Annotated in this window: 22 protein-coding genes and 1 pseudogene; 20 read left to right on the forward strand and 3 right to left on the reverse strand. The window is 64.1% G+C overall.

Annotated features, from left to right (window positions below; translation table 11 throughout):
• Positions 1-22: 22 nt before the first annotated feature.
• The 17 genes from G7077_RS13360 to G7077_RS13440 all read left to right on the forward strand — a co-directional run bounded on the left by G7077_RS13360 (position 23) and on the right by G7077_RS13440 (position 16,947).
• The gene (locus tag G7077_RS13360) at positions 23-697 is read left to right on the forward strand and encodes a hypothetical protein (protein ID WP_166412133.1); all 675 of its coding nucleotides are present in this window, start codon (positions 23-25) and stop codon (positions 695-697) included.
• 73 nt (positions 698-770) lie between these two features.
• Positions 771-1,505 (forward strand): hypothetical protein, encoded by a 735-nt coding sequence (locus G7077_RS13365; RefSeq protein ID WP_166412134.1) that lies wholly within the window; start codon positions 771-773, stop codon positions 1,503-1,505.
• 153 nt (positions 1,506-1,658) lie between these two features.
• Positions 1,659-2,303, forward strand: coding sequence for a hypothetical protein (locus tag G7077_RS13370; protein ID WP_166412135.1), 645 nt, complete (start codon positions 1,659-1,661; stop codon positions 2,301-2,303).
• Between the two features lie 237 nt (positions 2,304-2,540).
• Positions 2,541-3,101, forward strand: a complete 561-nt coding sequence (locus tag G7077_RS13375; protein ID WP_166412136.1) for a hypothetical protein — start codon at positions 2,541-2,543, stop codon at positions 3,099-3,101.
• A 180-nt stretch (positions 3,102-3,281) separates the two neighbouring features.
• Positions 3,282-5,294 carry an NADH-quinone oxidoreductase subunit NuoG gene (gene nuoG, locus G7077_RS13380; RefSeq protein WP_166412137.1) on the forward strand — a complete coding sequence of 671 codons (2,013 nt, stop codon included), beginning with the start codon at positions 3,282-3,284 and terminating at the stop codon, positions 5,292-5,294.
• Positions 5,291-6,349 carry an NADH-quinone oxidoreductase subunit NuoH gene (nuoH, locus tag G7077_RS13385; RefSeq protein WP_166412138.1) on the forward strand — a complete coding sequence of 353 codons (1,059 nt, stop codon included), beginning with the start codon at positions 5,291-5,293 and terminating at the stop codon, positions 6,347-6,349. Before nuoG ends, nuoH begins: the two co-directional genes overlap by 4 nt.
• Positions 6,346-6,828 (forward strand): NADH-quinone oxidoreductase subunit NuoI, encoded by a 483-nt coding sequence (gene nuoI / locus G7077_RS13390; protein ID WP_166412139.1) that lies wholly within the window; start codon positions 6,346-6,348, stop codon positions 6,826-6,828. Before nuoH ends, nuoI begins: the two co-directional genes overlap by 4 nt.
• A 16-nt stretch (positions 6,829-6,844) precedes the next feature.
• Complete coding sequence (locus tag G7077_RS13395) at positions 6,845-7,450, forward strand: NADH-quinone oxidoreductase subunit J (protein WP_166412140.1); 606 nt, start codon at positions 6,845-6,847, stop codon at positions 7,448-7,450.
• The gene (gene nuoK / locus G7077_RS13400) at positions 7,447-7,752 is read left to right on the forward strand and encodes an NADH-quinone oxidoreductase subunit NuoK (protein WP_166412141.1); all 306 of its coding nucleotides are present in this window, start codon (positions 7,447-7,449) and stop codon (positions 7,750-7,752) included. Before G7077_RS13395 ends, nuoK begins: the two co-directional genes overlap by 4 nt.
• On the forward strand, positions 7,752-9,803 hold the full coding sequence (gene nuoL, locus G7077_RS13405) for an NADH-quinone oxidoreductase subunit L (protein ID WP_166412142.1): 2,052 nt from the start codon (positions 7,752-7,754) through the stop codon (positions 9,801-9,803). Before nuoK ends, nuoL begins: the two co-directional genes overlap by 1 nt.
• Complete coding sequence (locus G7077_RS13410; protein ID WP_166412143.1) at positions 9,803-11,362, forward strand: NADH-quinone oxidoreductase subunit M; 1,560 nt, start codon at positions 9,803-9,805, stop codon at positions 11,360-11,362. Before nuoL ends, G7077_RS13410 begins: the two co-directional genes overlap by 1 nt.
• Positions 11,363-12,796, forward strand: a complete 1,434-nt coding sequence (nuoN, locus tag G7077_RS13415; RefSeq protein ID WP_166412144.1) for an NADH-quinone oxidoreductase subunit NuoN — start codon at positions 11,363-11,365, stop codon at positions 12,794-12,796.
• 47 nt (positions 12,797-12,843) lie between these two features.
• Positions 12,844-13,488: a biotin--[acetyl-CoA-carboxylase] ligase gene (locus G7077_RS13420; protein ID WP_246167576.1), complete on the forward strand. Its 645-nt coding sequence runs from the start codon at positions 12,844-12,846 to the stop codon at positions 13,486-13,488.
• Between the two features lie 3 nt (positions 13,489-13,491).
• A complete protein-coding gene (locus G7077_RS13425) occupies positions 13,492-14,262 on the forward strand; it encodes a type III pantothenate kinase (RefSeq protein ID WP_166412145.1) in 771 nt (256 codons plus the stop codon).
• Positions 14,263-14,270: 8 nt separating this feature from the next.
• Positions 14,271-15,908, forward strand: coding sequence for a ribonuclease J (locus tag G7077_RS13430; RefSeq protein WP_166412146.1), 1,638 nt, complete (start codon positions 14,271-14,273; stop codon positions 15,906-15,908).
• On the forward strand, positions 15,908-16,168 hold the full coding sequence (locus G7077_RS13435) for a DUF1467 family protein (RefSeq protein ID WP_166412147.1): 261 nt from the start codon (positions 15,908-15,910) through the stop codon (positions 16,166-16,168). The genes G7077_RS13430 and G7077_RS13435 overlap by 1 nt, the downstream gene beginning before the upstream one ends.
• Positions 16,169-16,434: 266 nt before the next feature.
• The gene (locus tag G7077_RS13440; RefSeq protein WP_166412148.1) at positions 16,435-16,947 is read left to right on the forward strand and encodes a hypothetical protein; all 513 of its coding nucleotides are present in this window, start codon (positions 16,435-16,437) and stop codon (positions 16,945-16,947) included.
• Between the two features lie 37 nt (positions 16,948-16,984).
• Here the strand turns inward: G7077_RS13440 and G7077_RS13445 are convergent, their stop codons facing one another.
• Positions 16,985-19,237: a coiled-coil domain-containing protein gene (locus tag G7077_RS13445; protein ID WP_166412149.1), complete on the reverse strand. Its 2,253-nt coding sequence runs from the start codon at positions 19,235-19,237 to the stop codon at positions 16,985-16,987.
• Between the two features lie 96 nt (positions 19,238-19,333).
• On the opposite strand from G7077_RS13445, the gene G7077_RS13450 reads away from it, so the two are divergent.
• From G7077_RS13450 to G7077_RS13460, 3 genes are read left to right on the forward strand one after another with little or no spacing between them, the layout of a single operon-like run.
• Complete coding sequence (locus G7077_RS13450; RefSeq protein ID WP_166412150.1) at positions 19,334-20,521, forward strand: glycosyltransferase family protein; 1,188 nt, start codon at positions 19,334-19,336, stop codon at positions 20,519-20,521.
• 34 nt (positions 20,522-20,555) lie between these two features.
• Complete coding sequence (locus G7077_RS13455) at positions 20,556-21,614, forward strand: DUF2336 domain-containing protein (protein WP_166412151.1); 1,059 nt, start codon at positions 20,556-20,558, stop codon at positions 21,612-21,614.
• Positions 21,595-22,917, forward strand: coding sequence for a sensor histidine kinase (locus G7077_RS13460; protein ID WP_166412152.1), 1,323 nt, complete (start codon positions 21,595-21,597; stop codon positions 22,915-22,917). The genes G7077_RS13455 and G7077_RS13460 overlap by 20 nt, the downstream gene beginning before the upstream one ends.
• Here the strand turns inward: G7077_RS13460 and G7077_RS13465 are convergent.
• Together G7077_RS13465 and gltX are read right to left on the reverse strand one after the other, a co-directional pair.
• Positions 22,914-24,200, reverse strand: coding sequence for a citrate synthase (locus G7077_RS13465; RefSeq protein WP_166412153.1), 1,287 nt, complete (start codon positions 24,198-24,200; stop codon positions 22,914-22,916). The genes G7077_RS13460 and G7077_RS13465 overlap by 4 nt on opposite strands.
• Positions 24,197-25,611, reverse strand: a pseudogene (gltX, locus tag G7077_RS13470) (glutamate--tRNA ligase). Before gltX ends, G7077_RS13465 begins: the two are co-directional and overlap by 4 nt.
• Between the last annotated feature and the right edge of the window lies 1 nt (position 25,612).

Here is a 25,612-nt window from a genome sequence, read left to right on the forward strand (position 1 = left end):
CGATGTTTGTCGGGGTTGTTCTATGCACCGTGCTTCCAGGGTCATTGTCGCAGCGGCCGCATTCGGATCGGCAGACGCCGCAACTGCGCAGGGCGCAGGATCGCACGCCGGGCCCGTGGATGGCCGCCCAAGTCACGCCGAGATCTGGACTACACCGGAAGCAAGCCACATCGATAATCGCACTGAGACCGGCTGGTCCGCGCTTGCGAACCGCTACGAGAGCGCATTGCAATTTGTCCGTTGCGCCGGCCGGATTGACCCCGCCGGCGTGGTCGGACTGATCGATCGGCCAATCGGCCATGGTGACGAAGCGCGCACCATGCAGCGGTTTGCGGGGCGCTACAGGGTCTGCGTCGGCGAAGCAGGTGCCGTTGCACCTTTGTTGATTAGAGCGGCCATCGCCGAGTCGCTGTTGATCCATCAACATGGATTGCTGAAGCAAGCCGCGGCCAGGATCGGAGTGCCGAGCGTCGTCGAAGGCTACCCGATCGGCCGCATTGCCTCCTGTCAGGTGCAAACGGCGCCGGTGGCGGTCTCGAGCTTATTCTCGACCCGTCCGGGAAGCGCGGAGGAGCGTAAGGCTGCCGATGCCGTCCTCGCCGCAACACCCCGCTGTGGAGGCGTCGCGGGCCGGATGCATCCAACGGCAGCCCGTCTCGCGCTTCTCGATGCGGTGACCGGTGCGGATCCGCGTTGATCCTCCCGGCGCGGCGCCATTTGCGTTTACGGTGATGAGGCGTAATCTTCCGTCGAAACGAGGAGGATGCCCGATGTTGAAAGTAGCCTTTGCCGCCCCGGCGGTCCTTTCCGCCGTCCTGATGTCTCAGGTCGCCGTCGCGCAGGGATCTCCCGCTCGCGCGAACCAGGAGGTGTTCGACGTCTCCAACAAGGAATCCGATTACTTCGAGAACACGTTTCGCAACGCGACGCCCCAAGGCGGCGATACATATGCGAACGTCTTGCGGTTCGCGACCTGCGCTGCCCGGCTGAACCCCGCCGGCGTAGCGGCAATCTTGAACTATGATGCCGGAAGCTCGCAGGAGTTGGGTGCCATTCGCGACCTTACCAAGCGGTACGGGTCCTGCGCGATCACCCGGCGCACTATCCAGCCGGTGATGCTGCGCGGAGCCGTGGCGGAAATCCTGTGGAAGCAGGCGGGTGCCGACCCTAACCCGTCGAAGCGCTCCTCCGTCGGCATCGAGGAAGTCGAGGACTTCATCCAGGCGTCGCCGCGCGGTGAGCAGAAGTTCAAGGCCGCGAACCTCGCTTTGTCCTGGGTATCGCGCTGCCAGGTGATGGCGTTGCCGACCGAGGCCGCAGCCGTGCTTTCGACCACACCCAACTCGCTGGAAGAGCGAGCGGCGGCACAGGCGCTTTATGCCAAATCGACGACCTGCGGGGTGGTGAAGGGCCTTGAAAAGACGCCGCCGACGCTAGTTCGGGCCGGGCTTGCCGACGCATTCTACCAGGACCGCCGCAAGGCGACCATGGCCAGCGCACGCTAACCGCTTCGCAAGCCGATGTGTCAGGTGCGATGTCTCAAGATGCCTGATGCCCCTTGAGCAAGCGTCTGGTGGAGCGTACTCTCGGCGTGCCGGATCTCTAAGCTCAACCGCGCCGATGCGCGGGCAGGTTGGTGGCTGAAAGGAAGATCTGAGATGGTGACCAAAAGGAAAATTGCCGTCTTGGCGGGGGTCGCGTCGATGCTCTGTCCGACCGGCGTCCTTGCCGGCGGCAATGCCAAGCTTACCGGTGAATTCTCGCCCGAAGCCTGGCAATTCATGCGTGATTGGGAGGAGGTTCGCGCCTTCGCCAACGGCGGATACGATCATGCGCTCCGCTTTGCCGAATGCGTGAGCTCGTATAACGCGGCCGCACCTGCGTCGATTTTGTCCCGCCCCATTGGGGATAGTCGGTACCGCAGCGATCTGGTTCGCCTCGCGTCACGTTACCGCGGGTGCGGTACACGCGTCACGGTACCCCCATTGCTGCTTCGCGCCGCTTTCGCCGAACTCAGCATCCGCCAGGGCGCCGTTCGCGCGGGCGCCGGAACCAGCTATGTCGGGGTTCCCGCGAACATCAAGTCATTCCCTGTCGCGGCGCTAGCGGCGTGCCAGCTGCGCACCGCGCCGGGGCTGATCCAGGATGTTCTGTCCACCCGTCCCGGTGAGATGGCGGAAGAAATCGCAGTCAAGCGACTGTTCGCCAGTACGCCGCGATGTACGTCCTTGGCGAAAGGTTCAATCACGCCAACGGCGGCTCGCCTGGCGCTGATCGATGCCGCTTACTCCATTCGTGACTGATGGCCCCGCCTTATTGACCATCCGGTGCAAGGGCGTAAGCTGACTGAGCCGGATCTTATTTGAGCGCGAATATCGCAAGGTTGCCGCTTCTGCGGCTGAGGAGGCGAGAAAATGAAGCCTGTCACGATAACGATGTTGGCCGTTTGCCTGACCATGTCTGGCGGTGCAGTAGCCCAGACGCAGCCCCAGCCGTCCACGCCTCCTAGTCCGCCAACGCCGTCGAACTTGCCGTCGAACTTGAGCGGTTCGATCACGCCCGGCTCATCCAGGGATGCATATGCGTTTGCTTACAACACCGATTGGGTAGGCCGGCAGCAGCAATCCTATCGCGACGCCCTGCGCTTCGCTTCCTGCGTGTCGCGCTACAACAGCTCGCTCGTCCGATCTGCGGCGCTTTCGGATGCAAGCAAGCCCGCGGGACGCGACGTTCTTCGCGACATCACCATCCGCCAGCGGGGCTGCGCAGCCACGCCCAGCCTGATGTCGGCCGCGATCATGCGCGCTGCGTTCTTCGAAACGGCGTTTGAAAATGGCTATGTGACGGCCCCGGTGGCCGGTCTTGGCATGTTCCGTGACGAGGATAGTGAATTGGCTGTCAGCGCCTGCCAGCTTCGAACCGCGCCACAGGCGGTAAAGACCGTCCTCAGCACTGACCCGGAATCTGCTGCGGAGCAGCAGTCGGTGGCCGCTCTGCTTGCCCAGACGCGGGGTTGCGGCTCGGTGATCGTGGAAGACGGCGGCGCCACGGTATGGCGCCTCGCCTTGCTCGAGGCGGCATCGCGCGCAACAAACGGCTGATCTCAGCTTTTTCTGATCTCGGCCCGCTTGGGGCCTTACTTAGCTCTGGAAGTCTGGCGAGACAGCGACTAGTCGGCGTGCAACTTCAATTCCGAACTTGCACCCGCATGCTTGAGCCAGACCTTTCATTGACCCATCCTCGCGACGAGCGAACCGGCGCGATGCGACCGGAGTTCTGCCGTGCCTAAAGTCACCGTCGATGGCGTCGAGCTTGAAGTTCCGCAGGGCGCGACCGTGCTTCAGGCGTGCGAGCTTGCCGGCAAGGAGATTCCGCGCTTCTGCTACCATGAGCGGCTAAGCATCGCTGGCAATTGCCGCATGTGCCTCGTTGAGGTGGCGCCGGGCCCGCCCAAGCCGCAGGCGTCGTGCGCTCTACCCGCGGCGGATGGGCAGACGATCAAGACCGACACGCCGATGGTCAAGAAGGCGCGCGAAGGGGTGATGGAGTTCCTGCTCATCAACCATCCGCTCGATTGCCCCATCTGCGACCAGGGCGGTGAATGCGACCTTCAAGATCAGGCAATGGCCTACGGGCGCGGCTACACGCGCTTTGACGAGAACAAGCGCGCCATCGACGACAAGTACATGGGTCCGGTCATCAAGACGTCGATGACTCGCTGCATCCAATGCACCCGCTGCATCCGCTTCTCGTCCGAGGTCGCCGGTGTACCCGAGATCGGTATGCTCTACCGCGGCGAGGACAGCCAGATCACGTCCTACCTTGAACGGGCGATCGACAGCGAGTTGAGCGGCAATTTGGCCGATGTCTGCCCGGTCGGCGCCTTGCTTCAGAAGCCGCAGATCTTCGAGATGCGCCCGTGGGAGCTGCGCCGTGTGCCGGCCATCGACGTCATGGACGCGGTCGGCTCCAACATCCGCCTCGACCTGCGCCAGCGCCAGGTGATGCGCATCTTGCCCCGCATCAACGAGGATGTGAACGAGGAGTGGATCAGCGACAAGACAAGGCACCATGCCGACGCGCTGGTCCGTAACCGCCTCGACCGTCCTTGGGTGCGTGAGAATGGCAAGTTGCGCGCGGCGAGCTGGAGCGACGCACTCGACCTCTTTGCAAAGCAGCTGAAAAAGGCGGGCGCCAACGTCGCCGCCATAGCCGGCGACCTGTTGGACGCAGAGACCATGTATGCGGCCAAGAAGCTGCTTGCAGGGCAGGGAAGCACACTTCTTGAAGGGCGGCAGACGGGCCTTTCCTACGACACGTCGAGCCTCTCCGCCGTGTCGTTCAACTCAACCATCGCCGGAATCGAATATGCCGACGCCATCCTGCTGGTCGGCTCGCATATTCGTTGGGAAGCGCCGCTCGTCGCGACCCGGATTCGCAAGGCGGCTCGCAAGGGTGCGGCAATCTACGGCATCGGGCCGGAAGCCGACCTTGGCTTCAAGGTCCAGTGGCTCGGCAACGATTCAAAGCTGCTCGGCAAGCTGCCGACGGACGTTACGAACGCATTTGGCGCAGCTGCCAAGCCGGCAGTGGTGGTCGGTCCGGGCGCACTCGCTGCCGGCGCGCTAGGCGCTGCGCTGGCGCTCGTTCAGCCGCTCGGCCTCATCAAGGATGGATGGAACGGCTTCAACGTCGTCCATACCGCGGCCTCGCGCATGGCGGGATTGATCCTCGGCTACGCGCAAAAGGGCGGCATCGCCGACATCGAGGCGGCAAACCCGGGTCTCGTCCTGCTCCTCGGCGCTGACGAGGTCGCACCGGACCGCTTCAAGAGTGCGTTCAAGGTCTATGTCGGCCATCACGGAGACAAGGGCGCGAAGCTGGCAGACCTCATCTTGCCCGCTGCGTCCTATGCCGAAAAGCATGGCACCTACGTCAACCTCGAAGGTCGGGTGCAGCGCGGTGAGCGCGCCGCCTTCCCGCCGGGTGAGGCGAAGGAAGACTGGGCGATCTTCCGTGCCGTGTCGCAATTGATCGGTCAGGATCTGCCATTCGACAGCTTCGACCAGCTCCGCGCCCAGATGGTCGCCGAACATCCTGAGCTTGGCCGTGACGGACTGATCGACCTGCCCTGGTCGGCACCGGTGCTTGCCGGCACGGCCGGTGGCGAGATCCGCTACCCGATTAGCGATTTCTACCTCACCAACGCGATCGCGCGCTCCAGCCCGACCATGCACCGCTGCTCGGAAGAGCTTGTGCACGGCCACGCGGCCACCCTGGAGGCAGCGGAATGACCGCCTTTTTCCAGAACTGGGGCGTGACCTACGAATGGTCATGGTTCCTCGCGACGATTATCGGCATTCTCGTCATCGCCCTGCCGCTGATGCTCGCCGTGGCGATGATCATCTATGCCGATCGTAAGATCTGGGCAGCCATCGCCCTCCGCCGTGGTCCCAACGTGGTCGGCCCGTTCGGCCTGCTGCAAAGTTTCGCCGACGGTCTGAAGGTTTTCCTCAAGGAAACAATCGTCCCGACCAGCGCAAACAAGGGACTGTTCATGATCGCGCCGATCGTCGCTTTCACGACGGCGCTGATCGTATGGGCCGTGATCCCGTTCGACGCGGGCGTGGTGCTTGCCGACATCAACGTCGGGCTGCTCTACGTCCTCGCGGCCAGCTCGCTCGGCGTCTACGGCGTTATCGTCGCTGGCTGGGCCTCCAACTCCAAATATCCGTTCTTTTCCGCGCTACGGGCCGCCGCACAGATGGTGAGCTACGAAGTCTCGATCGGCTTCGTTCTGATCAGCGTCGTTCTGTGGGCGAACAGCTTCAACCTATCCACCATCGTTCTGGCGCAGACCGGCCATGTGTTCGGCCTGCTTAACGGCTTCGGCTTCAACCCCCTGCTGTTCCCAATGGCGATTGTGTTCCTGATCAGCTCGATGGCCGAGACCTTCCGCACCCCGTTCGACCTGACCGAGGCCGAAAGCGAGCTCGTTGCCGGTTTCCAGACCGAATATAGCTCGATGAGCTTCGCGCTCTTTTGGCTCGGGGAGTATGGCAACGTCATCTTAATGACGGCGCTGAACGCCCTGCTGTTCTGGGGCGGGTGGCTGCCGCCGCTCAACATCGACCTCATCCCCTGGTTCGATATCCCGGGGATCATCTGGCTGTTCGCGAAGATGATGTTCTTCTTCTTCGTCTTCAGCTGGGTTCGTGCCACCGTCCCGCGGTATCGCTACGACCAGCTGATGCGCCTCGGCTGGAAAATCTTCCTGCCGCTCAGCCTCGTCTTCGTTTTCCTCGTGTCGGGTTACCTGATGCTGACCCGCTATGGAGCCGCCGCATGATCGGCCAGTGGCTGAAATCGTTCACGCTTTGGGAGCTGGTGAAGGGTCATGCCCTGACCCTGAAGTATTTCTTCAAGCCCAAGGCGACCATCAACTATCCGTACGAAAAGACGCCGCAGAGCCCGCGTTTCCGCGGTGAACATGCGCTGCGCCGCTATCCCAACGGCGAAGAGCGCTGCATTGCCTGCAAGCTTTGCGAGGCAGTCTGCCCGGCATTGGCAATCACCATCGAGGCCGAACCGCGCGAGGACGGCAGCCGCCGGACCACTCGCTACGACATCGACATGGTGAAGTGCATCTACTGCGGGCTGTGCGCGGAAGCCTGTCCGGTTGACGCCATCGTCGAGGGCCCCAACCTCGAATTCGCGACGGAAACGCGCGAAGAACTGCTCTACGACAAGGCCAAATTGCTCGCCAACGGCGATCGCTGGGAACAAGCGATTGCGGCGAACCTTGCCGCCGACGCGCCCTACCGATAAGCGCCCCCGCAATCTCATGATCGCTCTTATCGCATTCTACCTGTTCGCGACGGTTACGATTGCCTCGGCAATCGCGGTGATCTTCGCGCGCAATCCCGTTCATAGCGTGCTGTGGCTGATCCTCGCCTTCTTCAACTCGGCGGGCCTAATGGTGCTGCTGGGCGCCGAATTCATCGCGATGCTGGTGGTGATCGTCTACGTCGGCGCGGTCGCGGTGCTGTTCCTGTTCGTGGTCATGATGCTCGACATCGATTTCGGCCAGCTGCGCTCGGGCTTCTCCCGCAACCTGCCGTTCGCGGTGCTGATCGCGCTGGTGCTGTTTGCAGAGATACTGATCGGCGTTCAGGCCCGGGGGTCGGGGCCGGCGATGAACGGTGCGAATGCGGCGAACAATGGACAGTCCAACATCGTCGCCTTGGGTGAGCAGCTCTACAGCCGCTACTTGATGCCGTTCGAACTGGCCGGCCTCATCCTGCTGGTGGCAATGATCGGCGCCATCGTCCTCACCCATCGCCAGCGGACCGGCACTCGCGGGCAGAATGTGTCCAAGCAGATCGGCCGCCGTCCAGAGGACTCGACCCGCAACCTGAACCCGGGCGTCGGCGAGGGCATGAAGCTATGATCGGCCTCAACCATTATCTCGCGGTCGCCTCGATCCTGTTCGTGCTGGGCGTGTTCGGGATCTTCATCAACCGCCGCAACGTCATCCTGATGCTGATGGCGATCGAGCTCATCCTGCTCAGCGTGAACATCAACCTGGTCGCCTTTTCGGCGTATCTGGGCGATCTCGCCGGGCAGGTGATGGCCATGTTCGTCCTCACTGTTGCCGCCGCCGAGGCCGCCATCGGTCTTGCCATTCTCGTTATCTTCTTCCGTCGTGTCGGCACCATCGCCGTCGACGCCGCCGACAGGATGAAGGGCTGATGCACCCGCTCGTCTTTATCGTCTTCCTGCCGCTGCTCGCCGCGGTCGTCGCCGGCCTGGGCGGGCGCCTGATTGGCAAGGTTCCGGCCAAGGCGATCGCCACCGGCGCGCTGTTCATTTCCTGCGCGCTCAGCTGGCCGATCTTCATTTCCTACCTGTCTGGCGAGGCGCAGCCGACCGTCGTCCACGTGCTCGACTGGATCCGCTCCGGCGATCTCCAAGTGGACTGGGCGCTCCGGCTCGATGCATTGACGGCCGTGATGCTGGTGGTGGTCACCAGCGTGTCCAGCCTCGTCCACCTCTACAGCTGGGGCTATATGGCCGAGGACCCCAGCCAGCCCCGCTTCTTCGCTTATCTGTCGCTATTCACCTTCGCGATGCTGATGCTGGTGACCGCCGACAGCCTCGTCCAGATGTTCTTTGGCTGGGAAGGGGTGGGCCTTGCTTCCTACCTCCTTATCGGCTTCTGGTACCACAAGCCGTCCGCCAATGCCGCCGCGCTTAAGGCGTTCGTCGTCAATCGCGTCGGCGACTTCGGCTTTTCGCTCGGCATCTTCGGCACTTTCCTGGTGTTCGGCACCGTCTCCATTCCGGCGATCCTCGCCGCGGCACCTGGCATGGCCGGCTCCACCATCGGCTTTGCCGGAATGCGGGTCGATACCATGACCTTGCTCTGCCTGCTGCTGTTCGTCGGCGCGATGGGCAAGTCGGCGCAGCTCGGCCTTCACACCTGGCTTCCGGACGCGATGGAGGGCCCGACTCCGGTCAGCGCGCTGATCCACGCCGCGACCATGGTCACCGCCGGCGTCTTCATGGTCTGCCGCCTGTCGCCCATGTTCGAAGTCAGCGAGACGGCCAAGCATGTCGTGACATATGTGGGCGCCGCCACCTGCATCTTCGCGGCGACGGTGGGCACGACCCAGAACGACATCAAGCGGGTCGTCGCTTATTCGACCTGCTCGCAGCTCGGCTACATGTTCTTCGCGGCGGGCGTCGGTGCCTATGGCGCGGCGATGTTCCACCTGTTCACGCACGCCTTCTTCAAGGCTCTGCTGTTCCTCGGCGCCGGCTCCGTCATCCACGCCATGCACCATGAACAGGACATGCGTTTTTACGGCGCGCTTCGTAAGGAGATCCCGCTGACGTTCTGGACGATGATCGCGGGTACGCTGGCAATCACCGGCGTCGGCATCTTTGGGATCGGCTTCGCAGGCTATTTCTCCAAGGATGCGATCCTGGAGAGCGCCTGGGCGATCGGCAGCGTTCCGGGCCACATCGCCTTCTTCCTCGGCGCATTCGCGGCGCTGCTGACCAGCTTTTACAGCTGGCGCCTCATCTTCCTGACCTTCTTCGGCAAGCCGCGTTGGGCGGCGTCCGAGCATATCCAGCATGCGGTTCACGGTGACTCCCATGACCATCCGGACGAAGAGCATGGCGACAGCAGCCATGACGCGCATGGCGTTCCGGCGACCGGCACCGCGGGCTACCACCCGCACGAAAGCCCGCTGCCAATGCTGGTGCCGCTGATCCTGCTTTCCGCGGGTGCAGTCTTTGCGGGCCTGGTCTTTCATCACGCCTTCATCGACGCGGAGGGCGGCGCGCACTTCTGGAATGGCAGCCTGGCGTTCGATGCACATCTCGCCCACGCCGCGCATGAGGTCACCGACTGGGTGAAGTTCACGCCGTTGACGGTGATGATGATCGGCCTAGCAATCGCCTACAACAACTATGTCCGTCGTCCGGAGGCCGCGGCGGGGTTCGTGAAGCAATTCCCGGCGCTTCACCGCTTCCTGCTCAACAAGTGGTATTTCGACGAGATCTACAATATGATCTTCGTTCGCCCCGCGCTCTGGTTCGGCCGTTTGTTCTGGCACCGGGGCGACGAGCAGACGATCGACCGTTTCGGTCCGCATGGCGCTGCAGTCGCTGTCGGTTTCGGCAATCGCCTGACCACCCGCCTGCAATCGGGATATCTTTATAGTTATGCACTCGTGATGCTGCTCGGCCTGATCGGCGCGGCGACCTGGGCCATTCTGTGGGCTGGTCACTGATGAACGGCTTGCCCTTGCTTTCCCTGTTGATCTTCGTGCCGCTGGTCGCGGGCGCCATTTCCTTGTTCCTGAAGGCAGAGGGCGCACGCTGGATCGCGCTCATCGCAACCCTGATCGACTTCGGGCTCGGCCTGCTGCTGTGGGCGAATTACGACATCGGCGGCGCCCAGTGGCAATTCACCGAGCATTTGGGTCCCGCCAACAGCTTTGCCTGGGCGCTCGGGATCGACGGCATCGCGCTGGTGCTGATCCTGCTATCCGTCTTCCTGATGCCGATCTGCATCGGTGCCAGCTGGCGGTCGATCGAGAAGCGTGTGCCGGAATATATGGCCGCCTTCCTGCTGATGGAGGCGCTGATGATCGGCGTCTTCGCGGCGCAGGACCTGTTCCTGTTCTACGTCTTTTTCGAAGCCGGCCTGATCCCGATGTACCTGATCATCGGCATCTGGGGCGGCGTCGAGCGGATCAAAGCCAGCTATAAGTTCTTCCTCTACACCCTGCTCGGCTCGGTGCTGATGTTGATCGCCATGCTCTATATGGTGGGGAAGACCGGCACGACCTCGATCCCGGTGCTGATGGCGACCGATTTCCCGCCGCACGTCCAGACCTGGCTGTGGCTGGCCTTCTTTGCCAGCTTCGCGGTCAAGATGCCGATGTGGCCGGTCCACACCTGGCTCCCCGACGCCCACGTGCAGGCGCCCACGGCGGGCTCCGTGATCCTGGCGGGCGTGCTTCTGAAGATGGGCGGCTACGGCTTTATCCGCTTCTCGCTGCCGATGTTCCCCGAAGCGTCGGCGCAGTTCGTGCCCTTGGTATTTGCGCTGAGCGGCGTTGCCGTCGTCTACACCAGCCTCGTCGCGCTCGTGCAGCGCGACATGAAGAAGCTGATTGCATATTCCTCAGTCGCCCACATGGCGTTCGTCACCTTCGGCCTGTTCGCCTTCAACCGGCAGGGCATCGAAGGCGCGATGATCGTGATGCTGAGCCACGGCCTAGTCTCGGGCGCGCTCTTCCTGTGCGTCGGCGTCATCTACGACCGGCTCCACACCCGGGAGATCGAGCGCTACGGCGGCCTGGCGAACAACATGCCGGGCTATGCCTTGCTGTTCCTGCTCTTCACCATGGCGAGCGTCGGCTTGCCGGGCACCAGCGGCTTCGTGGGCGAGTTCCTGAGCCTCCTCGGCACCTATGAGGTGTCCAGTTGGGCGGCCATCGTCGCAACCACCGGTATCATCCTCGGTGCCGCCTACATGCTCTACCTTTACTGGCGCATCGCCTACGGCACGAGCCGCAATGCCGATGCCGCCGCCATGCCCGACCTCAACATACGCGAATGGTGGCTGCTCGCCCCGATTGCGGCCGTGGTGCTGTGGATGGGCGTCTATCCTGAAAGCTTCATGGCGCCGATCCGCAAGGACGTCGGTGTCCTCCTGACGCGTATCGAGCGCGCCAAACCGGCGGGCGACGCGCACCTTACCGCCGGCAAACCGCCGTTGAAGACGCTCGTAGGTGAGGAAGAGCCACCTGCCCATGCGCCCGCCGCAGAGGCGGCACACTAGATGAACCAGTTCGCCCCTATCCTCCCTGAGGTGATCCTGACCCTAGGCGCCATCCTGTTGATGATGGTTGCCGCATTCGTTGGTCGCCGCGGCGCCGCACTGACCAGCTGGTCGGCGGTTGCGCTGCTGCTTGCCGCCACGGTGGCGCTCATCGGCGCACCTTCCCATGCGGGACCCGTGTTCGGCGGCCTGCTCAGCGCGGACCTGTTCGGCACCTTCGGCAAGGCACTGATCTTCCCGGCAGCCGCGGTCGCCATCATCGCTGCGCAAGGCTGGTTCGAGCGGCACACCGAGCATAGCCCCGAATATGCGGTGCTGATCCTGCTGAGCTCCGTTGGCATGTCGGTGATGGTCTCCGCGACCAGCCTCATCACGCTCTACGTCGGTCTCGAGCTTCAGAGCCTCTCGGCTTACGTGCTCGCTTCCTACAGGCGCAGTGACGAACGATCGGCCGAAGCCGGCCTCAAATATTTTGTGCTCGGCGGCCTCGCCAGCGGCATCCTGCTCTACGGTATCTCGCTGCTGTACGGCTTCACCGGAACCATGAACTTCAACGGCATTGCCGCTGCCTTCGGCCGTGAGACGCCGGGCCTTGGGCTTCTCCTCGGCCTTGTGTTCATGATGGCGGGCGTCGCCTTCAAGGCGAGTGTCGTGCCGTTCCACATGTGGACGCCCGACGTGTACGAAGGCGCACCGACCCCGGTCACCGCCTTCTTCGCCTCCGCGCCGAAGGTCGCCGCCATCCTGCTCGGCACCCGGGTCTGCATCGAGGCATTGGGACCGGCGACCGACGCCTGGCGGCAGATCATGATCTTCGCGGCGCTCGCCTCCATCTATCTCGGCGGCATCGCGGCGTTCGGTCAGACCAATATCAAGCGGCTGCTCGCTTATTCGTCGATCAACAATGTCGGCTTCGCGTTGATCGGCCTTGCCGCGGCAGGGCAGGCGGGGACGTCCTCCGTGCTCTTCTACATGGCCGTATATGTCGCGATGACGCTGGGCGTCTTCCTGTGCGTGCTTCGCATGCGCGATGCCGAAGGACGTCCGATAGAATCGCTCGAAAGCCTGTCCGGACTATCGCAGACCCGGCCGCTGCTGGCTGCGGCCTTTGCTATCTTCATGTTCAGCCTTGCCGGCCTCCCGCCGTTCTTCGGATTCTGGCCCAAGCTGATGGTGTTCAACGCCGCCGTCGACGCGGGCCTGTTCCCATTCGCCATTGCCGGCGTGATCGGCACCGTGATCGGAGCCTATTACTATTTGAGGGTCGTGAAGATCATCTATTTCGATGCCCCCGCCGAGCCCTACGCCGAGGTTCGCGAGCCGGTGCAGAGCGCACTGATCTTCCTTTCCATCCTAGTCGTGTCGCCGCTCGGCTATCTCCTGATCCAACCGCTTGGCGAGCTCACCAATCGCGCCGCAGGGGCTCTGTTCTGAGCCGTATCCGCATCGTCGAGCGGACCGGCTCGACCAATGCCGACCTGCTGGCTGACGTTGGGGCGGTCGAAGGCGACTGGCTGATCGCGCTTGCGCAGGATTCGGGGAAGGGGCGGCAAGGCCGCCCGTGGCAATCGCTGGAGGGTAATTTCTTCGGCTCGACCTTGGTGACGATCAGAGCCGGTGACCCGGCACCGCAAAGCCTGTCGCTTGCTGCAGGTCTTGCGGTGATTCGCGCCGTAGAGGCGGTGGCGCCCGCGACCGGGCTCATCCTGAAGTGGCCTAACGACCTGCTGATGGGACAGGGCAAGCTCGCCGGTATTCTGCTGGAGCGGAGCGGCGACCGTCTGGTCGCCGGCTTCGGGGTCAACCTTGCGGTCGCGCCGGACCTTCCCGACCGTGAAGCCGCGACGCTCGCCTCCGTGGCGCTCGTCAGCCCGCAAAGCTTTGCTCCCGTCCTCGCCGGTGCCTTCGCGCGCGCCCTCGAAATGTGGCGCACGGACTCGGTGCGCCTCACCACCGCGTGGATGGAAAGCGCCCACGCAATCGGCACGTCGTTGCGCTTCCACGACGATTCGGGCGCGGTTACGGAAGGCAAGTTCGCCGGGCTGGAAGCGGACGGGGCGCTTCGCCTGGAGCTTGCCGACGGGTCGGAGCGGACGGTCCGCGCCGGCGACATTTCGCTGGAGTAGGCCATGCTGCTCGCGATCGATGCCGGTAACACCAACCTCGTCTTCGCTTTGGTCGACGGCGACGCCATCAAGGCGCGCTGGCGCATTGCAACCGACCCGCGCCGGACCGCCGACGAATATGCCGTCTGGCTTCACCAACTGCTCCAGCTCGAAGGTTATGAGCGGAGCGCCGTCACGGCCGTCATTATCGGCACGGTGGTTCCCCGCGCGCTTCACAACCTTCAGGTCCTCGCCCGCAAATATTTCAGCGTCGAGCCGGTGATTGCCGGGCAGGGCGCCGCCGCCTGGCCGCTAAAGCTCGACGTCGACGAGCCGCAGAATGTCGGCGCCGACCGGGCTCTCAATGCCATCGCGGCCCACGCCAAGCATGCAGGCGACCTGATCGTCGTCGATTTCGGCACCGCCACCACCTTCGACGTGATCGACGGCCAAGGCGCATACAAGGGCGGGATCATCGCGCCTGGCCTCAACCTCTCGCTCGACGCTTTGGTAAGCGCCGCTGCCAAGCTCCCGCGAATCGCGATCGAGGCACCAGCATCCGACAGCGTCGTCGGCCGTACCACGCAGAGCCAGATGCTGATCGGCATCTACTGGGGCTATGTAGCGATGATCGAAGGGCTGATTGCACGCCTCCGGGCGGAGATCGGCCGCCCCGCGAAGGTCATCGCCACGGGCGGTCTCGCCACCATCTTCAACCAACGCACGACCCTGTTCGACGCGGTTGAACCCGACCTCACCATCCAAGGGTTGATCCTGCTCCACAAGCAGGTGTGAAAGAACGAATGACTCCAGGCGAAGAATTGCTGTTTTTGGCCCTCGGCGGGTCGGGCGAGATTGGCATGAACGTCAATCTGTACGGCTGCCGCGGCCGCTGGTTGATGGCCGATCTCGGTCTCACGTTCGCGGGGCCCGATTATCCTGGCGTCGACCTCATCCTGCCCGATCTGGAGTTCATCGAACGCCAGCGCGGCAAGCTCGAGGGCATCATTCTCACCCATGGCCACGAAGACCATATCGGCGCGCTGCCCTACCTTGCTGCCGACCTCAAGGTGCCACTCTACGCCACTCCGTTCACCGCAGGCCTCATCGCCGGCAAGCTGGAAGAGGAGGGGCTTACCGGCCAGGTAAAGCTCAAGATCGTCGAACGCGGCGGCCAGGTCGAGCTCGGTCCCTTCAAGGTCCGATTCGTCGCGCTGTCCCACTCCATTCCGGAAGGCAACGGCCTGCTGATCGAAACGCCGCATGGGCGCGTCTTTCACACCGGCGACTGGAAGATCGACGACACGCCGGTGCTTGGCGAGCCGCACAGTCCGGAAGTGCTGGCCGGTATCGGCGACGAAGGCGTGCTCGCCCTCGTGTGCGATTCCACCAACGTCTTTCAGGATGCGCCCTCCGGCTCAGAGCAAAGCGTTCACGCCGGCTTGGTCGAACAGGCACGAAAGGCGAAGGGCAGGGTACTCGTCACCACCTTCGCCTCCAACGCTGCGCGCCTTCAGACGCTGGGCCGGGTTGCCGAAGAGAGCGGCCGTCGGGTCGTGGTCGCCGGCCGCTCGCTCGACCGCATTCTGAAGGTTGCGAAGGCCACCGGCTACCTCCTCGACTTCCCCGAACCGGTCCGCTTCGACGAAGCCATGACCCTGCCCAAGCATGAGGTGCTGATCATCGCCACCGGCGGCCAGGGCGAACCCCGCGCCGCGCTCGGGCGTATCGCTTCGGGCAATCACGAGCTGAAGCTAGGGCAGGGCGACACCGTCATATTCTCGTCGCGGATCATCCCGGGCAACGAGGTATCGATCGGCCGGATCATGAACCAGCTGTCGGATCTCGGCGTCCTCATCGTCACCGAGAAACAGGCGCACGTTCACGTGTCGGGCCATCCGGGCCGACCCGAGTTGAAGCAGATGTACGACTGGATTCGTCCGGAAATAGTGGTGCCCGTGCATGGCGAAAAGAGGCACCTTGCGGAACATGCCCGGCTCGCGCTTGGGCATAGAGTCCCTAGGGCAATCGTCCAGGAAAATGGTGACGTCATTCGTCTCGCCCCCGACGGCCCCAAGAAGGTCGGTGAAGAGCGTGTCGGGCAACTGGTGCTCGACGGCGACGTGATCCTTCCCGCTGACGGTACCACCATCAACGAGCGACGCCGGATCGGCGTGAATGGCGTATTGGCCGTCACGCTGCCGATCGACGGTCAGAAGCGGCTCGCCGGCGACATCGCCGTCCGCCCGTTTGGCGTGCCGGTCGAGGAGGACCGCGACGATTTCATTGCCGATGCAGTCGGCGCGGCGGCCGCAGCCTACGCGCCAGGCAGCGATCAGGAGAAAACGCGCGAGGCTGTCCGCCTCGCCGTCCGCCGCTGTGCCACCCTGTGGACCGGCAAGAAGCCCATCGTGGACGTCAGCTTCATCACGGTGCGCTGATGAAGGCGACGTCCATTTCGGCGATCTACCTGCTCTTCTTCGTCGCCAGCGCCTTCATCCTTCTTCCCTTTGGCGTGAAGACAGACGAGGAAATGGGCGCGGAGCGTGTTCCCGGCCAGGCGGAGAGCGCGCCGCACCGCTTCGACCTGCCGCGACACCTGCTCAAAGCGGCGCTACTCGCGCTGATCCTGTTCGGGATCTACTACGTCAATTGGCAGTTCGGGTGGGTCACCATGGACGACCTCGACTTGTACAACTGAACCGCCGTTCGTCGCGTCTGCGCGGCGCCCTGCAACACGAAGCCTGCCGTTCGTCGAGCCGACGTAGACCGCGTCGCTCCCGCTAGCCAGCTTGCAGCGGATTGAGCGAAAGGTTTGGTATGCGCAGGTGGGGCAGGATGGCGCTTTTGGCAGCAGGCGCAACGCTGGTGTCTCCGGTTTTTGCACCTCAGCTGCTCGCCTTCCCGCATAGCGCAAGGGTAGGGAAGCACCTTGTCTACTCCGAGCGTCCAATCGATGACGCGACGGTGGCGGCGGTGCGAAGGGCCGACGCGCTTGTGGCGGCTTCTCCCCTGCCAACGAAGGCAAACCAAAGCATCTTCCTCACGCAGGGAGGTTTGCGTTGGCACTGGCTGTCGCAGCGGGGCGCCGATGGCCCCTTTGGGCTCTCTCGTCCGATGGTCGAGACGATTGTGATCAACAAGAACGACCCAGGCGCGGATGCCGTGTTTCGTCGCTCGCGCGTTGGCGGCAAACGAGCCCTGTCGAGCACGATCACTCATGAGATCACCCACGGCGCGATCAGGCGGAAGTTCGGGATTCTGGCCGATAAGCGGTACCCTCAGTGGCTGACCGAAGGCTTGTGTGATTACGTTGCCGGCCGCAGCACGCTGACCGATGAGGAGGCGGAAGCGCTGGAGCAATCCGATCCGGGCCACCCGGCGCTGCTGTACTGGCGTGGACACAAAAGGGTGAAGACGGCTCTGCTTCGGAGCGGAGGCTCAGTCCCGAAGCTCTTCGCCGCTTTTCGCTTATGGTGAACGTGTTTTCGACACCACGACGTAAATGATTACGAATTTAGCGCCGGCGTTCAACCGCTTCGGCCAGGGCGACGTATAGCTTGCCCATATCCGATGACATCAGCGTCACCGCCATCATCCCGCCGTCGCGGTCGGCTAGCACGCGCCGAAGCATTGCTTCGAAGTCGCTGATGTAGCGGTTGACCGACTGCTGGAACTCGCCGTCGACGTTGTAATGGCTGCGGATTGCCTTGCTTTCGGTGCCGCCGAGCAGCCGCACCGCCCGCCGCGTGAATACGCCGCGATTGCCCTTGAGGTAGCTGTCCCACGCTTTCTCATCCACCTCGTCGGACAGGATTTTGCCGACGTCGATCGCCGCCGAGTTCATCGAGTCCATCAGCAGCGAAACGCGACGTGCAAAGCTGTCGCTGTCGCGCTCGCGTTGCTCCTTATCGGTGTCCGTGATGTGCCGCTCGAGCGCCGTCGCACTCTGGCCGAGGTTCAGCATCTGCTGAGTAAGTCGGTCGGACGCGCTTCGGGCGGACTCCACCGCATGCGCCGCCAGTTGCTCGACGCCGCGCAGCTTCTCTTCGATGCTGTCGCGGATGACCTGCTCCAGCGCTTCCTTGGTCGCCTCCGACAGGCGACCCGCGCTTTCGGGGATCACGGAAGTGATCGCATCGCGCGCTCGCTCCGCGGCATGGGAGGCGGTCTCACGCACTTGCAGCAGAGCGGTGACCAGTGCCGGCGCAGTCTCCGCCGTCAGGCGCTCGGCGTCTTGCTGCGCCGCCGCGATGCTGCCGAGGAGGTCGCTCAGCTGTTCGTGCTGACCGCTGATGGCCGCCCGCGTGGCGTCGAGCCGTTGGTTCGCTTCTGCGGCGGCGTCGCGAATTCTTCCGAGCTCCGGCTGTGCTGCCTGAGTCGTCTCGAGGAGGGTGGAAGCGCCCGCCTGCGCCTCACCAAGCGCTTGCGCAAGATTGTCGGTCAGCTCGGTCTGAAGCGTGGCGATGCTCTCCCGAAGCGCCGTCGTGCGCTCTGCGAGCTGCTCGATGGTGTGATCGCGCGCGCCGGCATTGTCGGCCAGTGCGTCCAGCTCGGCCCGTGCTCGGCCCAGCGATCCAAGGAAGCGGTTCGCGCGTTCGTCCCCGTTGGCAGCCAGTTCGGTAAAGCGCTGGTCGATCAGCGCCAGCCCGCGGTCGATCTCGGCGATCATCCGCTGAGCCGAGCGCTCCTGCTCCGCAACGCGGGACGACAGCCCGTCGAGCGACTGGTTGGCGCTGGCGACGTGATTGCCCAGTACCGCCGCAGATTCGACGCCCGCGCGCCCGATTCCCGCCGCGGCCTGCTCGACCAGTGCGGAAATGGCGGCGGACTGCGCGTCCACGCCTTGGCGAACCTCGTCAAGCGTCGCCACCGTCCGCGCCAGCAGGGCATCGAGCGCGGAAGAGAAGCTGCCTTCCGCTTCGCTGACCCGGACGGCCGCGGCGGCGCCTGCGCTCTCGATCTGCGTCAAGTGGCCGACCAGCCGATGGGCGGCGTCGCTGACCGTTGTGTCGGTGTCGCGGGTGCGCTCGGCAATGTCCGCAAGCACTTGCGTCAGCGCCGCTGTCCGCACCTGGCTTTCATTGCCGATCCCCTCAAATTGCTCGCGGAGCGATGTCACCACCGCTTGCGCCTTGGGAAGATCGTCGAGGATCACTGCAAGGTCGTTGCGCGCGCTCTCCGCGGCGCGGTCGATCAGCTGCGCTTTGCCGGTGAGGCGATCACCCGTCGCGTCGAACTCGCGCGCTGCGCTGCCGAGCTTGGCGCTTGCTTCATCGCCCAGCGACATGAGCCGCTCGGTGGTTGCGGAAAGCGCTTGGTGACTCTCGGCAATCCGCTGCGACAGCACGCCCAGCAGGCCCTCGAGCGAGCGGGCCTCGGTGCGCATCGCGATCACCGAGCGCGTGAATTTCTCTGCTTCCCGCCGGCGGGTGCGGCCGAACATGATCCAGACGAGCCCGAGCAGCGCCAACGGCCCGGCAGCCACGGCAATCCATTGCGCAATCTCGGGAGAGCCCAGCGGCTGCCGCGCAAGCGCCCGCCCAGCGGACCAGGCCGTATAGCCCAGCCATAAGGCGGCAAGAGCCCAGAGCGCTGCGGCAAGCACGGTTCGCCCTCCGCCGGGGCTCGGCTGGGTCTCCGCCTGGCTTTCCTGCCACTGAATGGGATCGAACCCGCCGTCGAATGCTTCGCTGCCGTCGCTCTCGACCCTCTGATCGAGCTCCAATGGAGGCAGGGACTCGCTCGACCGTTGGGGATTGCTGCTCATGAACGGCAGTTTACCATCTTTGTGCAGGCGGGAAAGTGATTAGAGAGGGCAGTCGCGGCGCGTTTTGAGACGCGGCAAGGGGCGGGGAGGATTGAAATGACGCTAGGCGCGCTGATCGCCGCCTATCAGGAAGATGACGAGGGCGGGCTGCGCGCCTTGCTTCCGCTCGCCGGTCAAACATTGGTCGAGTATCAGGCGCGTTGCGCAGCCGCGGTCGAAGCCTCGCCGATCGTCGTTCTGGTTGAGCGCATCCCTCCCCAACTACATGAAGCGCTGGAGCGGCTTCGCGGCGACGGCATTTCGGTGGTGACCGTCGGCGACGCGCAGGAGGCGGCGAGCCGGTTCGAACCCACGGGTACCATCCTCCTGCTCGGCGATGGGGTGGTGCCAACGCCTGATCTGGTGGCGCAGATCACCTCGGCAGGGGAGCCGCTGATTGCGACAGTTCCTGACGACGACGTGCATGATCAATTCGAACGGATCGATGCCCAGTCCCGATGGGCAGGGGTGGCGGCGATCGATGGTCACCTGCTGTCGTCCACTGCCGCCATGTTGGGCGACTGGGACCTCCAGTCGACTTTGCTCCGCCGCGCGGTTCAGGATGGCGTCGAACGTGTCGCGCTCGACCCATCGATGGGCGCGCCGCTGCTCGTCGACCGGGCAGAGCAACTCGGACATTTCGAGACTGCCCTGTTATCAGCATCGCGCGGAAGCCGGCGTGACTTCGCCAGCCGTTATCTGCTGCCCTGGATCGAGGATCTCGCGACCCGCGAGTTGATCGCGCGTGAAGTGCGTCCTGTTTGGATGATCCGCGCTGCCCTGGCACTGACTTTGGCAGCATCGGCAGGATTTTTTCTTGGCTATCCAGCGACTTCCGTCGTTCTTCTCCTGCTCTCCGCGCCTCTCGACTTAATTGCCGGCCGCTTGGCGGTGCTTCGCCTGAGGCCCTTGCCCCAGACCCTCTTCAGCCGCCGCATGCTGTGGCCGGCGGCGGGACTTGCCCTTGTGGCCTTGGGCTGGTGCAGCATGAAAGCGGGCGCGGGGTGGGGAGCATTGGCCTCGGCAGCGGCCGCCGCTGCGTTCGCCGAAGCGGCGCGCCGAGAAACGCCCAGTCTTCCACTCGACGGAGAAGTTTGGCTCTTCTCACGGCGCAACGCCATCCTGCTGGCAGTTCCGTTTGCCGCTCTTGGTGGCTGGGCAGTGCTGCTGGCCGGTCTCGCGATCTACGCAGCTGGCAGTTTCTTCCTGCTCCAGAAGGTCCGCCACCGCGAGTTTTTGCATTGACCGGAGATTAACTCCAAGCAGTTAAAGAGGGGTGATGACGCCAGAGGAGTGGCCGATCTGGGCTCCCCCGCCGAAGGGGAGCATGCACCCTGCGCTTCCCGCGGGGGCCGATCGGCTGACTACCGTTCGGCAAGATTTCTTCCTGGAACCGGACTTCCGCCTCAAAGAACAGCAGATTGCGACAATGACGGCGCTGCTGCACCGGCTGGTCAGCGATGTCGCGACAGAAATCCAAGCCGTGCTGCCGCGCGATTGGCTGCCGGCCAACGAAGATCATGAAGGCCTCGTTCAACGGCTGAAACGCGCGGGTCTCCTCGACATCACCGAACTTGTGGAGTTGCTCCTCCGCCGCGCCGACGAAGAGCGGGTCCAGTCCGCAGCGCAGCTCCGTGACGGCGGCCGCGCCCGCAACCTTGTGCAGCCGCTGGTCGCGGATCCGCAGCCGGAGATCGCCGCCGCAGCCATGGCCGCGCTGATTGCCCGTGGGCGCCGCCGTGACCGCTACGGGCGCGCGGTGATCGAACTCGACGATCTGTCGGCAAAGGCTGCTGCCGAGCTGGTATTTGCCATTGCCGCCGGCCTCCGCGAACGTCTGCCCGTTACGGTCGACGCGGCAAGCGCCGAGCGCCAGTTGGGTTCAGCCGCTACCGAGCGACTTGGCTCGCACGATGACTCACGCGCCCTGGACGCATCGACCGCCCGGCTCGCCGACGCGCTGCGCCATGCGGCTCGGATTACCGACTCGCTCCTCGACGATGCAATCCAGCAGGGGGACATCGGCTTACTAAGCCATCTTCTCGCGGCGCGCGCACGGGTCGACCATCGCCTCATCTTTCAGGAGCTGACGAGCTGCCAGAACCGCCGCGTCCTTATGCTTCTTCGCATTGCGGGCGTTTCCCGATCCGTGGCCGCAACCTTCCTCGCGCAGATTGGCGACCTTGTCGGCCTTCCATCCGCAGCCGCAAGCCTCGAACATTTCGAAAGCTGGTCCGATGAGCAGTTGCACGGGGTCAGGACGTGGTGGCAGTTGGACGATGGCTTCCAGCGGGCGCTAAGCAAGCTTGGGAACGGTAATGGCCACCGCGCCGCCTGACCCGGACCTGATCACGGGTCGCCTCGACTCGTCCGATCGCCTGATCGAGGCTGATCCGCCGCTGCGCAGGCTTCAGGAAGAAGCCGGCGGCTCCCTTGGAACCCGGGTTTGTGTCCCCCAGCTGGCAAGCCTCGCCGAGGTTGCGCGGCGCCTGCAAACGGCTTTGGTGCGCCCGGTACAGGCGGCGACCAGCGACAATGACGTCGACCTGCTTGTTCGCCTGACCCCTGAAGGCAGCGACCTCCTGATTGCGGTGGAAAGCTGGACTGAGCGCCCCGCCAAGCCATCCAGGCTGGCTGCAATGGCCGGCGCTCGTCTCGACACCATGCTCGACACGGGCATGACCTGGTCGGTGAACGACCGGCTCGAACTCGTCGACGTCTCGCGCGAGCTCGCCGAACATCTGGAATCCCGTCCCGACCGCCTGGTCGGCCTGCCCATCACCAAGCTGCTGAAGCTGGAGGAGAATGAAGACGGCGAATTGCCGCTTCTCGCGGCATTGGCCTCAAGGAATGCTTTTCGTGATCAGCATGCGCGGGTACGCGGCGGCAGCGGCGCGCGCCTGACGTTAAGCGGCGACATCGTACGCGACGGCACCGGACAGTTCGCCGGACTGGCGGGCGAGGCCTTCGTCGAGAAAGCGTCGGTCGTCGCGCCCCCCATCGAGTTCGACCGGATATTCGATGAGGCGCTTCGTTCACCGCTCGACCAGATCATCGCCGAGGCGGAAAAGATCGTCGGCGAAGCGGATGGGCCAATTCAGCCCGACTATGCCGCGTACGGCGCCGACATCGCGACGGCGGCTCGGCACTTGCTGTCGGTAATTGCCTCCATGTCGCCGCAAGGCAGTGCGCCGGATGACGTTTTCAACCTGGCGGAGGCTGCCGAAGAGGCCGTGCTTCTGCTCGAAGCCACGGCACAGGAACGCCGGATTGCCGTTCAGCTGCAGGCGCGCCGGCGGCTTCCAGCGCAGGGCGATCGCCGGGCCGTAATCCAGATCCTGGTGAACCTGATCGGCAATGCGATCCGCCACTCACCCGACCGCGGCCATATCGACCTTTATTTCACCCGCTCCGACGGACAGGTGTCGGTCGCAGTCGAGGACCAGGGCCCAGGCGTCCCTGAGGGTGATGAAGAACGAATCTTCGGCAGGTTCGAGCGCGCGCATGATGAGGGAAGCAACACCGGGCTCGGCCTCGCCATTGCCCGGCGTCTTGCGCGCTCGATGGGTGGTGACGTGACCCTGGAGACGAAGGCTACGCCCGGTGCCCGCTTCTCGCTCAGCCTTCCTGAGGCGCGTTAGCGCTGCCCGACGGGCACGTAGTCGCGCTGGGTGGCGCCAACGTACAGCTGGCGCGGACGGCCGATCTTCTGCTCAGGGTCCGAGATCATCTCGTTCCAATGCGCGATCCAGCCGACCGTGCGGGCCAGCGCGAATAGGGCCGTGAACATCTCGGTCGGGAAGCCGATCGCATTGAGGATCACGCCCGAATAGAAGTCGACGTTCGGGTAGAGCTTCTTCTCGATGAAATAATCGTCCTTGAGCGCGATCTGCTCGAGTTCCCGGGCGGTATCGAGCACCGGATCGCTGATGCCGAGGTCGTCGAGGACTTCCTGCGCCGTCTCCTTCATCACCTTCGCGCGCGGGTCGAAATTCTTGTACACCCGGTGGCCGAAGCCCATCAGGCGGAAGGGATCGTCCTTGTCCTTGGCGCGGGCGATATATTCCGGGATCCGCTCCGGACGGCCGATCTCGCGCAGCATGTTGAGCGCGGCTTCGTTGGCGCCGCCATGCGCCGGTCCCCACAGGCAAGCAATGCCCGCCGCAATGCAGGCGAACGGGTTGGCGCCCGACGAACCCGCCAGGCGGACGGTCGATGTCGACGCATTCTGCTCATGGTCAGCGTGAAGGATGAAGATGCGGTCCAGCGCGCGCTCGACGATCGGATTGATCAGATATGGCTCGGCGGGGACGCCGAAGGTCATGCGCAGGAAGTTGCCAGTGTAGCTGAGCTCGTTCTGCGGATACATGAATGGCTGGCCGACCGAATATTTGTAGGCCATCGACGCGATTGTCGGCATCTTGGCGATCAACCGGTGGGACGCGATCATCCGCTGCGTCGGATCGGTGATGTCCGTGCTGTCATGGTAGAAGGCCGACAGCGCGCCGACCACGCCGCACATCACGGCCATCGGGTGAGCGTCGCGGCGGAAACCACGGTAGAAGGTCGATAATTGCTCATGCAGCATGGTGTGCCGCATGATGGTGCTGTTGAACTTCTCCAGCTCGGCCTGGTTCGGAAGCTCGCCGTTCAGCAGGAGGTAGGACACCTCCATGAAGCTCGACTTCTCGGCCAGCTGGTCGATCGGATAGCCGCGGTGCAGAAGGACGCCCTGCTCGCCGTCGATATAGGTAATGGCGCTCTGGCAGGCCGCAGTCGAGGTGAAGCCGGGGTCGTAGGTGAACATCCCCGACTGACCGTAGAGCTTGCGGATGTCGATGACTTCCGGCCCAACGGTGCCGGGCAGGACCGGGTAGGTCAGCTCCTTGCCATCGGTGGTCATCGTCAGGGTCTTGTCACTCATGCGCTGGGCTCCACCATCTGGTCGGCAATGCGGGCGAGGCTTTCGTCTCTGCCCAGCAGTGCAAGCACGTCGAAAATTCCGGGCGATGTCGTCTTTCCGGTCAGCGCCGCGCGCAGCGGCTGGGCCAGCTTGCCAAGCTTCAGCCCCTGACGGTCGGCGACCTCACGGACGGCGCTCTCAAGCGCGTCATGGCTCCACTCGTCAAGTGCGCTCAACGCAACGTGCGCCGAGTGCAGGGCCGCACGGGCATCAGCCGTGAGCAACCCCGCCGCCGCCTCATCGAATGAGAGCGGACGCTGGGCGAACAAAAAGTGAGCGCCCTCAGCCAGTTGGTTGATGTCGTGCGCACGAGCTTTGAGCTCCGGCATGGCGCGGGTCAGAAGATCGCGATCAACGACATCGAACGGCAGCTTGGGCGCCACCAAGTCCGCCAATCGGCGGTCGTTGGACTGCCGAATGTAATGGCCGTTAAGGTTCTCCAGCTTCTTGAGGTCGAACCGCGACGGCGACTTTCCGACATGGTCGACGTCGAACCATTCCACGGCCTGCTTCCGGCTGATGATCTCCTCGTCGCCGTGACCCCAACCAAGGCGAAGGAGATAGTTGAACAGCGCCTCGGGCAAGATGCCGAGCTCGTCACGATAACTGTCGACGCCCAGGGCGCCGTGCCGCTTCGACAGCTTCGCGCCGTCTTGGCCGTGGATCAGGGGCACATGGGCATAGATCGGCCGAGTCCAGCCCATCGCATCGATGATGGCCAGCTGGCGAAAGGCATTGTTGAGATGGTCGTCGCCCCGGATCACGTGGGTGACGCCCATGTCGTGGTCGTCGACCACCACCGCCAGCATGTAGGTTGGAGTGCCGTCCGAGCGCAGCAGCACGAAATCGTCCAGCTCGACGTTCGCAACCGAAACCCGACCCTGCACAAGATCCTCGATGACGGTTTCGCCGTCTCGCGGCGCTTTGATGCGCACCACGAACGGGGCGTCGGGGAGGGCGCATCGGCGCAGTCCCGCCACTCGCTGTTGATTCGGAACGGCCGTCGCTCCGCTTGCGCCGCTTCCCGGCGGGCCTGCAGTTCCTCGGAGGTCAGGTAGCAACGATAAGCAGCGCCGCGCTCCAGCAATTCGGCAGCCACCTCCGCGTGGCGCTTTTCAAAGTGCGACTGGAAGTAAGGCGTGTCATCGCCTTCGATCCCGAGCCAGTTCAGCCCGTCAAGGATGGCGTCGATGGCCGGCTGTGTCGAACGGGCCTTGTCCGTGTCCTCGATGCGAAGCAGATATCTCCCGCCGTGGTGGCGGGCGAACAGCCAATTGAAGAGAGCGGTGCGGGCGCCGCCGATGTGAAGGTAACCGGTCGGCGACGGCGCGAAGCGCGTGACCACCGGCTGCGACGAATGGCTTGCGCTCAAG

The sequence above is a fragment of the Sphingomonas piscis genome, assembly GCF_011300455.1.
Classification (GTDB): domain Bacteria; phylum Pseudomonadota; class Alphaproteobacteria; order Sphingomonadales; family Sphingomonadaceae; genus Sphingomicrobium; species Sphingomicrobium piscis.

Bases quoted from the DNA above. Each gene is read 5' to 3' on its own strand.
- G7077_RS13360 (WP_166412133.1), top strand. From the start codon at position 23: ATGCACCGTGCTTCCAGGGTCATTGTCGCAGCGGCCGCATTCGGATCG.
- G7077_RS13365 (WP_166412134.1), top strand. From the start codon at position 771: ATGTTGAAAGTAGCCTTTGCCGCCCCGGCGGTCCTTTCCGCCGTCCTG.
- G7077_RS13370 (WP_166412135.1), top strand. From the start codon at position 1,659: ATGGTGACCAAAAGGAAAATTGCCGTCTTGGCGGGGGTCGCGTCGATG.
- nuoH (WP_166412138.1), top strand. From the start codon at position 5,291: ATGACCGCCTTTTTCCAGAACTGGGGCGTGACCTACGAATGGTCATGG.
- nuoI (WP_166412139.1), top strand. From the start codon at position 6,346: ATGATCGGCCAGTGGCTGAAATCGTTCACGCTTTGGGAGCTGGTGAAG.
- G7077_RS13395 (WP_166412140.1), top strand. From the start codon at position 6,845: ATGATCGCTCTTATCGCATTCTACCTGTTCGCGACGGTTACGATTGCC.
- nuoK (WP_166412141.1), top strand. From the start codon at position 7,447: ATGATCGGCCTCAACCATTATCTCGCGGTCGCCTCGATCCTGTTCGTG.
- nuoL (WP_166412142.1), top strand. From the start codon at position 7,752: ATGCACCCGCTCGTCTTTATCGTCTTCCTGCCGCTGCTCGCCGCGGTC.
- G7077_RS13410 (WP_166412143.1), top strand. From the start codon at position 9,803: ATGAACGGCTTGCCCTTGCTTTCCCTGTTGATCTTCGTGCCGCTGGTC.
- nuoN (WP_166412144.1), top strand. From the start codon at position 11,363: ATGAACCAGTTCGCCCCTATCCTCCCTGAGGTGATCCTGACCCTAGGC.
- G7077_RS13425 (WP_166412145.1), top strand. From the start codon at position 13,492: ATGCTGCTCGCGATCGATGCCGGTAACACCAACCTCGTCTTCGCTTTG.
- G7077_RS13430 (WP_166412146.1), top strand. From the start codon at position 14,271: ATGACTCCAGGCGAAGAATTGCTGTTTTTGGCCCTCGGCGGGTCGGGC.
- G7077_RS13435 (WP_166412147.1), top strand. From the start codon at position 15,908: ATGAAGGCGACGTCCATTTCGGCGATCTACCTGCTCTTCTTCGTCGCC.
- G7077_RS13445 (WP_166412149.1), bottom strand. From the start codon at position 19,237: ATGAGCAGCAATCCCCAACGGTCGAGCGAGTCCCTGCCTCCATTGGAG.
- G7077_RS13450 (WP_166412150.1), top strand. From the start codon at position 19,334: ATGACGCTAGGCGCGCTGATCGCCGCCTATCAGGAAGATGACGAGGGC.
- G7077_RS13455 (WP_166412151.1), top strand. From the start codon at position 20,556: ATGACGCCAGAGGAGTGGCCGATCTGGGCTCCCCCGCCGAAGGGGAGC.
- G7077_RS13460 (WP_166412152.1), top strand. From the start codon at position 21,595: ATGGCCACCGCGCCGCCTGACCCGGACCTGATCACGGGTCGCCTCGAC.
- G7077_RS13465 (WP_166412153.1), bottom strand. From the start codon at position 24,200: ATGAGTGACAAGACCCTGACGATGACCACCGATGGCAAGGAGCTGACC.